Here is a 15,685-nt window from a genome sequence, read left to right as displayed (position 1 = left end):
CATGAAGAAAGATGTCGTTCCAACTGGAAACGTATTAGAGCAAGATATAACGGGTGCATATTCACCGTACAGTAATGGTACATATAAAGATCCCCAAATTCCACGGGGTGCCGCTAAGGATCCGGAAACGATTAAGATGTGGAGCTTTGGTTTTGACAACAATTCCGCTTATGAATTCCATAATACAACCTTGAAAATGACAGTTCCCGAGGGCTGTGTCACCACTTCAATTAAGGTGCCGACAATTGATGGTGTTAGCCAGTATCATTATGTCCTTCATTTGGCCGGTCAACCGGATCAGACTGGTGTTGTCGTAAATGGTGGAACAATTGACACCACTAAGTTTGGTAAATTGGTTCGCGGGCTTGACCTAGTTTTAGGCACGGTGGCGCCAGGAGAGTATACTAGTACATTAAATGGTCAAGATATGGAACCATCCTATGGGATTAACTTTTATGGCTATGTTGATCATTCAGTTAAGATTGGTACGGAATTAAAGGGTACGGTTACTGTAACCGCTGATGAGCTAAAGTCCGGGTCAGTTAAAGAAAAGACCCAACAAGTGGTCGCACCAGTAATGTCGAAAGTTGAGATAAGTAGTACTCCTACCCAGACTTCTATGGTACCCGGTGTGAATAATGCAGGTGATATATATATTCATTTAAACAATGTTGATAGAAACTATACAGCATCAGTTTATTATGTGGTTTTGCCAATCAACGCGAAGTTAAATTCGACAAATGCTAATTCAGTCAGTGCCTTTAATTTATCAGATGGGTCTGTTGCCAAGCCGGAGATAACGGTATTTAAGGCTAAGGATGGGCGTAGTGTAGTTAAAGTCGATTATACGAATTGCGGCAAGCTATCTGATAGTATAATGTCATTCCAGTTAGCTAACCTTCTCGACGTTGGGACCAGCGAAGCGCCATATCAAATTTACGCTTATTCACCAAATAATGAACTGGTAGACGGTAATAATAAAGAAGAGTTAACGAAAGTTGCTGACGACGCAACTACGCTTTCCTATGTCGATGGCAATCGGAATGCGGTTTACGTTGGTTCAGGTACTTGGCATACGCAGGTTGCGAAGGGACTGGGGCTTTACGAGCAAAGTCAAGGAAATACCGATAATGGTTTGACTGTCTCCGGCCGGTCTCACGATTTTGGCGATAAAGCCATGACTTATGTAACGTCTGTCCGTAACTTCCAAAGCCATGCTTTGCAAGACGTTACGACCGTGATTAATTTACCAAGTACGAATGACAGTAAGTCAGGATTCAATTTCCAATTAACGGGACCAATTGAAATTGTGGATCCAATTACTTTGAAGTCGGTATCTGGTGAGGTAACGTATTCAACAGATCAGCCAACGTTGTCCAACCAACCAGTAACTACGGGCACCTATGTTGTAACACCGTCTGACTGGGCAAAAGTGCGGTCGGTCAAAGTTCTCATTCCATCATTAGCAGTCGGAGCTGGTGTGCGGTTCATTATGAACGGTATTGATCCAACCTTAGCTAATGATAGCGGTAAGACTGGTTACTTGAGTTCCGTTTCCTGGTCTCAAGACTGGCAATCAGAAAATGGCCTTAAACCATACCCGGTTCAGGTTGATTCAGCCAATGCGGCTAAGATTACGGTGGATGGTCAAAAGGCAATTATTAAATTTGTTGATCAAAATGGTAAGGAGATTGCCAACTATCCAGCATTAACGCTCCAGGGCGTCGACGGTGAAAAGATTCCAACCGATCAAATTACTCAAACCATTAATGCAATCAGCCAGGAGAAGACTTCGGCAGGCCGTCAACAATATGAATTTAATCAAGTGACCAATTCTACTGGAGATACATCTAGTGATCAAGAAGGTCTTTCTTCATTTATCGGCAGTTATGATGATGATAGTACTACTGATCAGGTTTATACCATTCAGTTTAATGAACGGTTTGATACCCAAAGTGCAACATTAACATTTGTTGATGATGATCAAAAGCAGCAAACGGTCGGTGATCAACAAACGACTAAGGGTAATGTTTCAACGGCGATCAACTTCGCTAATGGTAATCAGGAGTTACAAAACTTAATTAATCAGGGGTACGAGTTTGTCTCCGCTGTTAATACAACTAATGCGAAGACTCCGGAGGTTCTTAATAACCAACCAAATGCGAAGTTTAGTGATATTCAATTTGGCAATTATGACGCTGATCCGCAAGGTAGCAAGTCCTTTGTAATTCATCTTAAGCACGGTATTAAGACAGTGACTGCTGATGATGACATTCAATCGGGAACACCAATTAATACGGATGATCCGCATGGAGCAAAATACCCAGCTGGCGTTGACAAGAACTCGCTGACTAAGACGGTTGACCGGACGATTAACTATGTTTATGCGAATGGAACACCGGCACAAACTGCCCATACTGCCCATAAGGATAGTCTGACGTATACTGCAACGGTTAAAGTCGACAAAGTAACTGGTAAGGTTATCGGTTCTAAAGCCTGGTCTCAGCCAAAGGACTTTGAAACTATTACATCACCAACTATTAAGGGCTATACACCAAGTCGGACTAGTGTTACTAACAAGAATGTTGCTTATAACAGTGATTCGATTACAGAAACAGTGACGTACACGCCAGATAATCAAAAGATCACGGTTAAATACATTGATGATACGACAAGCAAGACGATTATTGGTAAGTCGGATGACAAGAGTAAGTACACAACGAAACAGCAAATTACTGATTATCAAAACGCTGGTTATGAGCTGGTATCTGATGAGACGAATGGTCAACCGATGACGTTCGATCATGATGATAACAATGATCAAACCTATACAGTTCACTTGAAGCACGGGATTGACACCGTTACGGCTGATCAGGATCGTCAGGCGGGTAAGTCAATTAATGCAAATGATCCGCAAGGCGCAAAATACCCAACGGGAGTTGATAAGAAGTCGCTAACCAAGACGGTTGACCGGACGATTAAGTATGTTTATGCGGATGGTACTCAGAAACCAACTACCCATAATGATAGCTTGACTTACACGGCAACGGTTAAAGTCGACAAAGTAACTGGTAAGATTGTTCCTGGTTCTGAAACCTGGGATCAGCCAAAGAACTTCAAGCCGATCACTTCACCAACCATTAAAGGTTACACGCCATCTAAGACTAGCGTTGTCAATAATGGTGTTGCCTATGATAGTGACCCAATTACGGAAACCGTCACCTATACGCCAGATGCTCAAAAAGTAATGGTTAACTTCGTTGATGACAAAACTGGCAAAATTGTAAAGCCGGTTACTCTTAGTGGTCATACAGATGAAACGTCTCCGTATCGAACGGCTAGTGACATTCAATTACTGGAAGCTCAGGGTTATGCCCTAGTGAAGGATGGTTATCCAGCAGATGGTGCAACCTATGATAATGATGATGACGTTGATCAAGTTTACACGGTCCACCTCACTCATGGAACCAAGCAGGTTCAACGGAGTAAGCAGATTTCACGGACGATTAACTTTGTTGATCAGTCTGGTCATCAGTTACGACCTTCAATTGTGCAAACGAAGACGTTTACCCAAACCGGGACGCAGGATCTTGTGACGAATGAGACTGTTTGGGATTCAATTGACGCGCAGACCTTTACTAGTTTAACCGTTCCAGTAATTAATGGTTATCAAGCAAGCCAAGCGGCAGTACCTGCTGCACAAGTTGCATTTACTGATCAAGATTCAACGGTCAATGTTGAATATGATCGTTTACCAAGCTGTGGAACTGCCACTGCTCAAACTGGTAGCCAAAGCGTAACTGCAAACTACCAAGGCCAACAGGCTAAGGACCATCAACAAGCTTTACCACAAACGGGGAATGATTCTAATGCAGTCATTGGCGCACTCGGACTGGCCTCACTAGTTGGTTTACTAGGTCTTAGTCGAAAGAAAAAGCAAGATTAGTTGTTAAAAAAGACTTTGTGGGTTTAAACTTCACAAAGCCTTTTTGATTGAAATTATGATAGTAATTCGCTAAACTTTTATATGTAAATGTTTACATGGAGGTAAGCAATATGATGCAACAAGTTTACCAATTGACTAATCACGGGCAGGTCGTGATTGACCAAGCGGATGGCCAGCAACTCACCTTTAGCAACGGTGGGGTCGACGGTGAATTTCAAGTCTTTGTGACCGATATTGATCCGGTACCATAACTTTTTAACCAAGTTGGAGAATTACCAAATGGCGATTACGTGGTCAAAGGGATTGCCATTAGCAAGGATGTTCCCGAAATTAAGTTTTCTGGCCACTACCTGGTTTATGGTAATCCGGAAGATGGCAACGTGATGATTGTTAAACAACACTAATCTTGCGCTTTGGCGCGCAGAATGCTAAAACTAATAGAGGTTGGGAATTGGCTATTCCCACTGCTAATATTATTCGAAATAGAATGGAGAGCTTGACTATGGCAAAACACAATGCAAGTACCGCACAAGACTACAATCAAAAGGGAATTAAACTGGCGGCAACTGGTAACCCAAAGGAAGCCTTACAACAGTTTGATAAGGCGATCAGTTTGAACTATAGTCCACTGTACTTTGGTAATCGGGCAATGGTGCAATTCGCAGGAAAGCCAACCGCTGGTGAAGATAGCAACCACACGATGGATGTTAAGTCATCGTGGACGGCGGATGATTTCATTATCGCGGCACTCTTATTATTTGAGCGCTACTCAGAAGTAAACGCAAAAGAACCAGTGACCAAGGGTCAGGCAGCCACTTGGGGTGCCGGTATCATGACCTACCTTTACGGGGCTGGTTGTATGATGTTCATTGAAAACAACCCATTAGTAAAGCCAACCAGTGAAGATTACTACGCGGTTGATTACTTCAAGAATTACATGATTTCTTTTGCCAGTGAAAAGAATGCGTCTCAAACCTTTAATTCATGGATTGATAAGGACAAGGCATTTGTTACCTTCTTGGCTAAGATGGCCGAAGAAAACAAGGATAAGCAACCAGTTTTTGATCAAATGACAAACGTGCCATTACTTTTCGCCAAGCGCCTGCAGGATCCAGAATACTTGAAGAATGCTCGTGAAGATGTGCAGCATGTTTTGGGGCACGCAGACCGGGTGGCTGAATTACGGGTCATGGATCGGACGCTTTTTGGCGAAACGCACAAGGATGACGAATTGTACTTCAACGCAGATCAAAATTAAAAAATAGTTAGAAAATGGTTGACATTTTCTAATCAAACGGCGTATGATACTTGCAACAACTTAATCAGATCAATTAACCATTGTGATGGAGTCGCTGCAGAGTGAGGTCACAGAGAGTACCGTTAAGTGGAAAGGTATCCTGACTCTCCAGTTAAAGATGACAATGAAAAAGTTGCTTTCCGAGGCAACTTGGTGGCACCCAATATCGTGCAGCGGATCGCAAGTTTTTGCCGTCCGTTTGAGGTTGGCGATGTGAGTCGGCAACGAAAAAAGGTGGTACCACGTGGAAGCGTCCTTTGTTCAGAAGTTGAACAGAGGACGCTTTTTTAATTGATCGAATAATGCTGAAAGGATGATGACAAATGAAGTATGGAATTATTGGTGCTGGGGCGATGGGTTACCGGTACGGAGTGATGTTGCAAGAAAATGCTGGGGTGCAGGTTGACTTTATTGATACTTGGCAACCGAATGTTGAGAAGGTGCGCGAACAAGGCGGGGTTTCGGTAGCCCGCGATCATGAAAATCGTCACATTGTTCCAATCAATATTTTCTATCCTGAAGAATATACGGGTCATCCAGATGTCTGGATTATCTTTAAAAAGCAAATGCAATTGGCAGACGAACTACAGCGGGATGCCAAAGCAGGACTTTTCCATGATGACCAGTACGTATTCTCCGCAATGAACGGGATGGGTCACTTTGAAAAGATTGCTCAATACTTCTCACCAGACAAGATGGTTTGTGGGACCGCAATGATTGCGACCCGGATGGATGCACCGGCCGACGTTGATTTTATGGGGGCTGCCGGGTCAGAAGTGATGCACATGGCGCCGTATAATAGTGAAACTCCTGATGAGACCATGCAAGTAATTTTTGCGGACTTCCAAAAAGCGGTGCTGGGCCCTGTTTGGGCAAAGGATTGGCAAGGGATGTGCATGTCGAAGGTGGTCTTCAATGCCGTCTGCAATACCCTTTGTACAATGTTTCAGATTCAGATGGGTCAATTTATTGCATATGATGGTGTCCGTGACATGGCTCGCCAACTTTTTGACGAAGCCTTTGATGCTTGTGAGCGAGCAGGCATTTACCTAATCGAAAGCCGGAAAGAGGAAGTTGAATCGGTGATTGAAGTTTCCAAAGCTTATAAATATCACTATCCTTCCATGTATCAAGACTTTAGCAAGGGACGGCCCACCGAGGTGGATTACATTAACGGATATATCGCCAAGCTTGGTCGGGAGCATGACTACGTCTGTCGAACGCATGAATTTGTAGTGCATGAAGTCCATTTGGCGGAAACAATGCGGCAATTTAAAAAGTAAAAGTGGATTTTTGAAGGAGGTCTTTTTGATGGAATACAATTATTCAAAAGCAGTTCCCCAAGGTGGGGTTGATACAGTTGGTGAAATTCTCAAGGTGGCGGCATCACCGAACGTCATTTCCTTTGCGGGTGGTTTGCCAGCTCCGGAGCTGTTTCCAACTAGTGAACTGCAACAGGCCACGGACCGGGTTTATCAAACTTCTGCTGAATCAGCACTGCAATACAGCAATTCAAATGGTTTTCATCGGTTGCGTGAAATTTTAGCGCAGCGGATGGCGCGACGTGGAGTCAGCTGTGATGCGGATAACATTGCCATTACCACTGGATCGCAACAGTCAATCGATCTGATTTCTAAAATGTTTATTAACCGTGGAGACACCATTTTGGTTGAAAAGCCAACCTACATGAGTGCGCTGGATGTCTTTAATACTTATGGTGCCAAGATTGTGGGCGTGGAAATGGACGATGATGGTTTACGAATGGATGCTCTAGAACAGGCTTTGAAAGACCATCCAGAAGCCAAATTCCTGTACACCGTGCCAACCTTTCAAAATCCAACTGGTCGCACACTACCAGTTGACCGTCGGCAGCGCATGGTGGAACTGGCTCGGCAATATGATATTGTGATTATCGAGGACGATCCGTATGGTCAACTACGCTTTGCGGGTGATCCGGTACCCGCAGTGAAGAGTTTTGATTCTGACGGGCGGGTCTTCTACCTAAGTACCTTCTCAAAGACCCTAACGCCAGGACTGCGGACGGGTTGGGTAGTGGCTGACCCGGCATTCATCAAACACTTTACGGTCATCAAGCAGTCCGCTGATCTGCATACGGATAATGTTGCGCAACAAGTCATTGCGGAATTTTTGACGGACTTTAATATTGATGAGCATATTGCAAAAATTCGCCAGGTTTATCGGCAACGTGAGCAATTAATGATTGAACAAATTCAAAAGCATTTTCCAACTGGTGTGAAATATACTAATCCGGATGGTGGGCTCTTTATTTGGGTTGAGATTCCAGGCAATATTAATACACAAGACCTCTTTGACCAATGTATTAAAAATAATGTTGCCTTTGTACCGGGCGAGCCATTCTATCCGGGTGAACCAGAATCTGGAGCCTTCCGCCTGAATTTCTCCAACATGAGTGAAGAAAAGATCAAGGATGGCATCCAGCGACTGGGCAAGGCAATTACTGAATTTACGAATTAAGCTCTTCTGATGATCAGATGGTTCGTATATACGAATGCATACATCTGTATATACAATAGGAAATAATTTGTCATAAGGATGCATTTACAAACAAAAAGGACTGCACACGCAGTCCTTTTTGTTGTTAGTACAATGTTGATTTGACGAGCTGTTGGCCGATTTTGATAATACGTCGCCGCAGGTTGGCAACGGCTTGGTGGGGAATTCCCAGCCGGTCAGCAATCTCACTCGGTTTGTAACCGAGGTATAGAAGCTGAAGATAGCGGCGTTGTTGAGTGGTCAGTTGCGCTATCAAGATTTGTAAAAAGTTATTAATTTCTCGTTTGGTGAATTCATGTTCCGCTGCAAAGTCCTGCAAAATTTTTTCTTGCTGAATTTGAGCTGCAGTATTTGCAAAATCCTTATCAAGTGACATTTGGATTTGTTCAGTTTGACGTTTTTGAACCCGCAGGCGATCAATTAAACGCCAATAAAGATGTTGATAAAGGTAGAGATAGCGGGCTGATTTATGATCTGAAGTCAGATTTGTATGCGTACTGTCAAAGCGTTGCATCGCCTTAGCCATGATCAATCGGGCTTCTTGTTCGAAGTCAGCCCGATCAGGTTGATAGTGATAGATATGCAAGCGTTTGAGGACGCCAAAAATGATCCGCTGACATTCAGAATCGGTATAAGTGGCTTGTAAATAATCGTTTAAGTTTAAAGTCATTGTCTTTCTCCAATCAATTACTCGGGCCCGGTATGGTGAATAATAGCGGAGTGGGTGAACGAAAACGATTATCAAAAAGTCCATGATCCGGCTTAAAAGTTCTGAAATTCGGGTTAAACTACCGGAAAAATGCAATAAATAAGTTAGTATACAGAACTTTAACCTAGAAATCTATAAAAATTTACGTGACTGAACGACTGCTCAGTCAATTCACAAATTTCTGATTGACAGGGTCCGGCGTTTCCCGTAAATTAATTGGCGATGAAATAAAGCCGGCGCAAATTTATAATCGGGGAGAGAAATCACCAATGACAAATTGTCAGTTTAAAACGACAACTTTTACCACCATTCATGAATTAAAGCAGGGGCCAGTGACGCTGACTGGATACTATCAACTGACGTGGGATAACTTTTTATTAATTACTCACTACGGCGAGCGGCAGACCTTTGTTCTTTTGCGAGATGGACGGCGACTCGTGATTGATAAGCCATTGAAGCAGGCCTTGAAAGATTTTTCAACGATTAATCATTGCTACCAGCGGTGCACGATCCCATATTACAATATTTTAGGAGAAAAGCACCCAATTCGGGCTTTTGTTGCGGGAAAGAATTTGTTGGTCCCGTCAATGGAAATTCAAAATACGGAAGTGGTTTATTACATGGCGAAGCCGCTTAAGGGTCATTATTATCTTGATGATCAGCAGGAGATGATGCTGCTATTTGAAATTGGCCGGGAATCCTTGAATATCTCGGTGCCAGCATACCAAAGAAAGTTTGATAAGATTCTGCAACAGGCGGATGCAATATCTCAAATGCATTTGGTCGAGTTACATGAAATGGAACACCGCTATGGAATCGAGCGCGATTGTGCCTGTTATGGAAATCAATATTATGAACGGGCAGAACTGGCAGCGAAAGCGTTTGAAATTAAACGCCACGTCTATGGCTATGTTCTCAATAGCCTGCATGAGCGACTTTATGGTGAACGATTGAGCGAGGAGGGAATGGAACGCCTGCTGGAAGTTTTATTTGATACTTTCAAACGGTAAATTAACGTAAGCAACGCTTTCATTCTAGTGATAATCTTTGCTATAATGTCCCTGTATAAAACGCTTTCGGCAAAGTGAGAATATGAGGGAATTATGAAAGTTATTAACAATTCTGGAATTTTAAATATTTACAAGATGACCGTGGATGAAGAACACCGGCGGGCATTTAGTGACATCAGCAAGCGCAATATGGTGACGTCCGTGACGATTGAAGGCGGCACGTTAGCGATGTATAACACGGTGAATGAACAGAGCGAAAACCTGATTGTGGAACTGTATAACGATAAACATGCTTTTGACGTTCATCATCGTTCTGCACAATATCAAGATTTTTTAGCGGTGGCTAAAGATGCCGTGAAGGAAAGTCGCAAGGTGGAATTGATTCCGCACTTCCTGGGTGAGCAGGATGTTTCTCTAAACGCTACAACTGATAATAATATGCGGGTTAATCTGGTGCATTTCACCCTGAAAGATGGCCAAGGTGAACAATTTAAGCGGATTCTGGCTGATTATCTGAAGGCGGCGATGAAGGCGGAAACGGAAATTTTGGTTTGCTATGTAGCGCAGATTAAGGAACGGCCGAATGAATGGCTGAATTTCCAAGTCTTCCAAAATGATGGGACGTTTAATAACTACGTCAATTCGGATGGCTTTAAAACCGTTCAAAAGAAACTTGCGCCAATGCTAGAAAACCGCCAGCTTGAACAGTTGGATGGACAAGTATTGATGAATAAGGGACATTATTAAAGAAGAGAGTTGGCATTGTGCCAGCTCTTTTTTAGTAGTGCAAAATTTGTCTAAAAAATTAGAATAATTCTACATAATTGGGAGTATAATGAAAGCGATATCGTAAGAGATGTTTTATTGGGAGGCAAAGTAATGGTATCAAAAAATAATCGTTTGCAACATGACCAGTGGATGGCCAAACAACGTCCCCATTATGGTTTGAGAAAACTATCATTTGGGGTTGCTTCAGTGTTATTAGGGACAACGCTTTATTTTGGGACCAACGATGTAGCTGTAAAGGCCGCAACTACTGACGCAAATAATGCGGATTCTGTTAATCAAGTTCAAAACACAGGATCAGCAATTCAGCAGCCAAATAATAATGTCGCGGTTCTGAACCATAATCAGTCAACGGCAGATCAAAATATCAATAGGGGGGGTAAACAACCAGTAAATGTAACAACGTCCGTCGCTGTAACACCTCATGCTGACAGTAATAAAACTCAGCAGGATTGGTCGCTAACGGCTGATCATGACACAATTTCATTATCACAACCTTCAATTAGCTTAACGTGGCAAGTTTCCAATTTTAAAAATGGTGATGTCTGGTCACTAAACATTCCAGATGGTGATTTGTATCACAAAAATGGAATAAGTGTAGATCCATTACCAGCTGGAATTGGGACTACGACGACAACGCAGAATAGTGATGGTTCATTCACGGTTACGATACTTTTACCAGTAACGCGCCAGCAAGTGGAATGTCACAAGGAATTACGATTTCCCGGGAGATTAATTCCCATGTGATTGAAAATGGCCGATTCACTAAGACCATTACTGTAATGCAAAATGGTCAGCAGGTTGGTGAGCATACAATTTATGAAGATATCAACCCAACCTTTACGATGACGGCGCCAACCCGGGTCAGTCCGTTACCGTCTGAGCAAAAACAAATTCTAGTTAATCAAGATTATGAGTATGAAAGTCACATTAGCTCTAACCTGCCATATAGGGATCGAATTAGTAACTATGGGAAGGTTGATTTGACCTTAAATGTCCCAAAGAATTTTAAAATTGATGAATCAGCAACGCTGGATAAATATCAAGTCGCAGGCCAATCAACATCATACACGAGCGTGACTCAGGAAGCCGCTGGATCACCAGTTATTTTTAAGGGCTTGAGTCTGAATGATGATTTTTATATTGTTGGACGGGACGATTTGTCATGGCTTCACCAACTGAAGATGAAACTATAACAGCTGCTCCATCAACAGCCACCTGGAATTTGAATGGCGGCAAGCAAATCCAAGTTGCGGTTCCGGCCTGGGGAGATACGATTTTAGGGAATGAAACCCAATTGCCGGATGGTAATATTTTTAAAGGCAATGTAATTAATGCTTACCCAACTAAGCAAGGAGCGGACTATCAGTATCAAGATACGGTACCGTTAAATTCACCGGTTGACGTTGGTACCGGATCTTTTGAAGGCGAACATTATATTAACCAAATTAGTATTAGTAACCCTTCGGCATATAGTTTTAAGAATATTCACTATACTGCTAGTTTCTCGGATGGTTATTCTGTGGATAAGCTTTCATTTAACAATGATCCGAGCTGGCCAGTTGAAATCAGTGGGCATAAGCTTACGCTATCCGGTTACATTTATGTCACCTATCAGGACGGCACATCTGAAGTTGTCGAAGAGGATACTAGTGGTAACTTTCAGATTAATGCAGCAAAAAATCTGGCAAAAGTTGAATGGATTGATGAATTAGAAACCGGTAAATCGATGCTGCTCGAAGTATCAGGAAAGGTAGCAAAGACCCTTCAAAATGGGCAGTCTGTGCAGGTTGGCGATAAGCTGACGGCAACCATTAATATTGCAACGGATCCCGCTCATCCAGAATTTACCGAAACGTCACCAATTGGCTGGTCAAAGACCCAAACGGTAGTTCAACGGGTAACCACACCGTGGTCATTTAGTATTAGTAATGACCAATGGCAGAAGACAGCGGGTACTAAGAACGCGGGGATGATCGAAGTCAAAATTCCTCAGGACATTGATCACACCGATTTAGTTAATCCTCATATTTATTATGTTTTGCCAACAACGGTGGTTGGTAATCAGGCTAATTATGAGAACCAATACTACATTGGTAATAATATTGTTAAATTTAAAGTTAATGTTTACCGGGCAAATGGCCGGACAATTGTTGAGTATGATGGAACTGGCTTGACGATTCCTGGCTACAGTTGGTTACAAAGTTACTTTACTCACTATGACCTTAAAAATAATCTGCCAAATATGTCATCTGACGGTTATGCCTTCATTAGTGCAGACAATTTAGCGGTAAAGAGTACGAGTGATAATCCATTGGCAACAAGTGATCAATTGGCAATGTTGAAGGGTGCCCAAGCTGATCACACCTTCTTAATTGGTAAGTTTAACGTTGCTGTACAATCTGCAAATGGTTTGGCAATTGTTGAAAATGCTCAGGGGAACACTGATATTAACCTAGTAAGTGCTGGTCATTCTGATGATAAGGGTAGTACCCAGATGACGTTCAGTACGGGCGTTATTTATAATCCGAAGGAAGATGGCACTTTACATAACGTTGTAGTGGTCGCCAACTTGCCAAAGACGATTAGTAAAACGGCCTTTAATTTTAATTTGAATGCCAACGGGGTTAAGGTAGTCTATACTGCTACTGGTGAAGCATTACCAGCTGGAAGTTATCAAATTCTCTATTCAACGAAGGCTGGAAATGATACCACTACTAAGACTGATTTGAGTTCGTATGTGACTGCCGATCAAGTTAGTGATTGGTCACAAATTCGGTCAGTGGCCTTGAAGATTAATCAATTAACTAAGGACAATGGGGCTGTTCAATTAATTATGCAAGGAACAGATCCAACCGTCGCCAGTGATGCCGGTAAGATTTCATACTTAACTGGTCAGTTATGGTCTGACGAACACAAACCAATGACGATTACTGAAGGAAAAGGTAGTTCATCAATTAAGGTTGATGGACAGTCGACGGTAAAGGCGCGACTTCATTACAAGGATGCTCAAGGTAAGGATCAGTATATTGCTTTAGATGATTTAACTCATCAGTACAAAGATAATCAGGACACGATGAAGTCAACTGACTTCACGTTGACGGATGCTGATCAGAAGCTTGTACCAACGGGATATCACTTAGCTGCAAAGACGCCAACTATTATTAATGGTCCTAAGACATGGCAGTCAGATGCGGAAAATGAGACTGCCGCGTTTGATCAAGTGGTAAAGTACTACTTTGATGGTGATATTGTTCAGTATGAATTGACCAACCAAGCAACTGCCCAGTTGAAGTATTATGATGATACACTCCATCAGTTTATTTCTGGAGTGACGCCAACGGACGCAAAAGGCGATGTGGACGCTGCAATTACCTTTGCACCAGATACCCTGAATAGTTTGACTAATAAGTACGATTATGTCGGAATTAGTAAAAACGATGAAAAGAGTGCAGTTGATTCCACGGCATTCGCTAAGTACCAATTTGGTAATTATGATAGTGACGATCAAACAACCCAAACATTTGTTATCCACTTAAAGCACGGAACTGAACCGGTTGATAGTCAACACACATATCCAGTTGATCCTAAAGACCCAAGTAAAGGAAATGTTGTCACCAGCAAGAAAGTTTCGCGGACGATTACCTACAAGTTCAGTGATGGATCATCTCACAAGACAGAAATTACGACTAATCCTGTGACGGAGACGATCACATTCACTGGGACAGGTCATGTTGATAAGGTGACTGGAAAATTCGTCGATGTTGATGATCAAGGTAACATTACTAAGACTTACGATGACCCAGATCAAGGGATTCATTGGACCGCGACAGGCAAAACCACGGACGATGGAACGTTTGATAGCAAGAAATCACCAACGGTTGCCGGTTACACTCCGGACAAGTCTGAAGTTGGCACGACAACGGTTCATCATGACAGTAGCGATGTTTCAAAGGTGGTTACATACTCACCGGCCAAGCAAGCTGCTCAGCTGACTTTCTATGATGATACGACCGGAAAGTCCATTAGTGGAGTGCAGGATCATGCTAATGGGGTTACTAACGGGACGATTGAATTTAGCAATGGTAGTAATCTGTTGAAGACACTTACCGACCAGGGCTATGAATTTGTAAAAGTAGTGAATAATACTGATCAGCAGAAGCCTATAGATCTGAGCGGCGACCAGTATGCAAAAGTAACCTTCCCGAACTTTGATAATGATGAAAACGTTGATCAGTTGTTTGTCGTCCACTTAAAGCATGGTAAGAAGTCCGTGTCTGATGACAAGAAAGTTAAGGAGGTTATCCATTACAAGTTTGCAGACGGGACAACAGCAGCTGAAGATTACACGGCAACGCCAATTGAATTTAAGTGGACCGGGACTAAAGATCTAGTTGACCAAACTACCACGTGGGATCCATGGGCGCCTGCTCAAAACAGTTTTGTGGAAGTAACTTCACCAGTGATTAAGGGCTATACTCCAGATTACAAGAAGGTTGCTAAGCAAGATGTAACAGCTGATAGTACTGATGTGGAAAAGACAGTTACGTATTCTGCTGATCAACAATTAGCGTTGTTGACATTCTATGATGATACAACTGGTCAGGTGATTAAAGGGATATAGTGATCATGATAATGGAGTTACCGCTGGAAAAATTAACTTTGCCAAGGGTAGTGATTTGGTTAAGCAATTAATCGACCAAGGATACAAGTTCGTAAAGGTTGTTAATGATACGGATGCTAAGGCCCCAGTTGCTCTCTCTGGTAATGATTATGCGAGTGTTCAGTATCCAAACTTTGATAATGATGACCAAATGGATCAGTCATTTGTTGTCCATTTAGTACATGGCACCAAGAACGTTACGGATACGAAAGTGGTTCATGAAACGATTCATTATCGGTACGCTGATGGCACCCCAGTTACGAATGACTACCAAGCAACCCCAGTCGAGTTCAAGCGGACGGGGATTGAAGACTTAGTTACCCAGAATATTAATTGGAATCCATGGGAACCAGCAGATGGTAGCTTTGTAGCTGTTGAATCACCAAAGATTGCTGACTACACAGCTGACAAGATGGTTGTTGATGGACAATCAATCAACCTAGATAGCGATGATATCGTGGTGACTGTAACCTATGTTGCGGTACCAAAACCAACAACCACTGGTAAGCCAGGAAATGGCATGGCTGCTGATGTCAATAATGGTGTTGCAAGTCATAGTGCTGTTGGGTTAAAGAATAACAATCGTCAAGACCATTCATTGCCACAAACCGGTGAAAATCATAGTGGAGCACTGGTTGGAATTGGCTTTGCTTCAATGCTAGCCAGTCTTGGCTTGATTGATCGGAAACGACATCATGAATAGTTAATGATGGTGAAATAACCGTGCGGATGCACGGTT

The 15,685-nt window shown here is 42.6% G+C and carries 12 protein-coding genes and 1 pseudogene; 12 read left to right on the top strand and 1 reads right to left on the bottom strand.

What is annotated here, in order from left to right:
- Window position 1: 1 nt before the first annotated feature.
- The 5 genes from AC1EKL_RS00920 (at window position 2) to AC1EKL_RS00900 (ending at window position 7,739) form a co-directional block, all read left to right on the top strand.
- Window positions 2–3,946, top strand: a complete 3,945-nt coding sequence (locus AC1EKL_RS00920; protein ID WP_480190166.1) for a mucin-binding protein — start codon at window positions 2–4, stop codon at window positions 3,944–3,946.
- A 110-nt stretch (window positions 3,947–4,056) separates the two neighbouring features.
- On the top strand, window positions 4,057–4,197 hold the full coding sequence (locus tag AC1EKL_RS00915) for a hypothetical protein (protein ID WP_480189083.1): 141 nt from the start codon (window positions 4,057–4,059) through the stop codon (window positions 4,195–4,197).
- A 251-nt stretch (window positions 4,198–4,448) separates the two neighbouring features.
- Window positions 4,449–5,204 (top strand): hypothetical protein, encoded by a 756-nt coding sequence (locus AC1EKL_RS00910; RefSeq protein ID WP_480189082.1) that lies wholly within the window; start codon window positions 4,449–4,451, stop codon window positions 5,202–5,204.
- Window positions 5,205–5,566: 362 nt separating this feature from the next.
- Window positions 5,567–6,526: a ketopantoate reductase family protein gene (locus AC1EKL_RS00905; RefSeq protein WP_480189081.1), complete on the top strand. Its 960-nt coding sequence runs from the start codon at window positions 5,567–5,569 to the stop codon at window positions 6,524–6,526.
- A gap of 28 nt (window positions 6,527–6,554) precedes the next feature.
- On the top strand, window positions 6,555–7,739 hold the full coding sequence (locus AC1EKL_RS00900; protein ID WP_480189080.1) for an aminotransferase-like domain-containing protein: 1,185 nt from the start codon (window positions 6,555–6,557) through the stop codon (window positions 7,737–7,739).
- A 124-nt stretch (window positions 7,740–7,863) separates the two neighbouring features.
- On the opposite strand, the gene AC1EKL_RS00895 is transcribed toward AC1EKL_RS00900, so the two are convergent.
- The gene (locus AC1EKL_RS00895) at window positions 7,864–8,448 is read right to left on the bottom strand and encodes an RNA polymerase sigma factor (protein WP_480189079.1); all 585 of its coding nucleotides are present in this window, start codon (window positions 8,446–8,448) and stop codon (window positions 7,864–7,866) included.
- 308 nt (window positions 8,449–8,756) lie between these two features.
- Here AC1EKL_RS00895 and AC1EKL_RS00890 point away from each other — a divergent pair, with 308 nt between their 5' ends.
- The 7 genes and pseudogenes from AC1EKL_RS00890 (at window position 8,757) to AC1EKL_RS00860 (ending at window position 15,649) form a co-directional block, all read left to right on the top strand.
- Window positions 8,757–9,497 carry a hypothetical protein gene (locus AC1EKL_RS00890; protein WP_480189078.1) on the top strand — a complete coding sequence of 247 codons (741 nt, stop codon included), beginning with the start codon at window positions 8,757–8,759 and terminating at the stop codon, window positions 9,495–9,497.
- 93 nt (window positions 9,498–9,590) lie between these two features.
- Entirely contained in the window at window positions 9,591–10,244 is a 654-nt protein-coding gene (locus AC1EKL_RS00885; RefSeq protein WP_480189077.1) for a putative quinol monooxygenase, read from the top strand.
- A 132-nt stretch (window positions 10,245–10,376) separates the two neighbouring features.
- Window positions 10,377–11,030 (top strand): YSIRK-type signal peptide-containing protein, encoded by a 654-nt coding sequence (locus tag AC1EKL_RS00880; protein ID WP_480190165.1) that lies wholly within the window; start codon window positions 10,377–10,379, stop codon window positions 11,028–11,030.
- On the top strand, window positions 11,027–11,479 hold the full coding sequence (locus AC1EKL_RS00875) for a hypothetical protein (RefSeq protein WP_480189075.1): 453 nt from the start codon (window positions 11,027–11,029) through the stop codon (window positions 11,477–11,479). The genes AC1EKL_RS00880 and AC1EKL_RS00875 overlap by 4 nt, the downstream gene beginning before the upstream one ends.
- Entirely contained in the window at window positions 11,449–14,907 is a 3,459-nt protein-coding gene (locus AC1EKL_RS00870; RefSeq protein WP_480189074.1) for a mucin-binding protein, read from the top strand. Before AC1EKL_RS00875 ends, AC1EKL_RS00870 begins: the two co-directional genes overlap by 31 nt.
- A 13-nt stretch (window positions 14,908–14,920) precedes the next feature.
- Window positions 14,921–15,118: pseudogene (locus tag AC1EKL_RS00865) on the top strand (hypothetical protein); the annotation flags it as partial.
- Window positions 15,098–15,649 (top strand): mucin-binding protein, encoded by a 552-nt coding sequence (locus AC1EKL_RS00860; protein ID WP_480189104.1) that lies wholly within the window; start codon window positions 15,098–15,100, stop codon window positions 15,647–15,649. The pseudogene AC1EKL_RS00865 and the gene AC1EKL_RS00860, both read left to right, overlap by 21 nt.
- Window positions 15,650–15,685: the final 36 nt, after the last annotated feature.

This window comes from Limosilactobacillus sp. C0001E2 (assembly GCF_056590915.1).
Note: the sequence above shows the minus strand (reverse complement) of the source record. Positions and strands in the feature narration are given on the sequence as shown.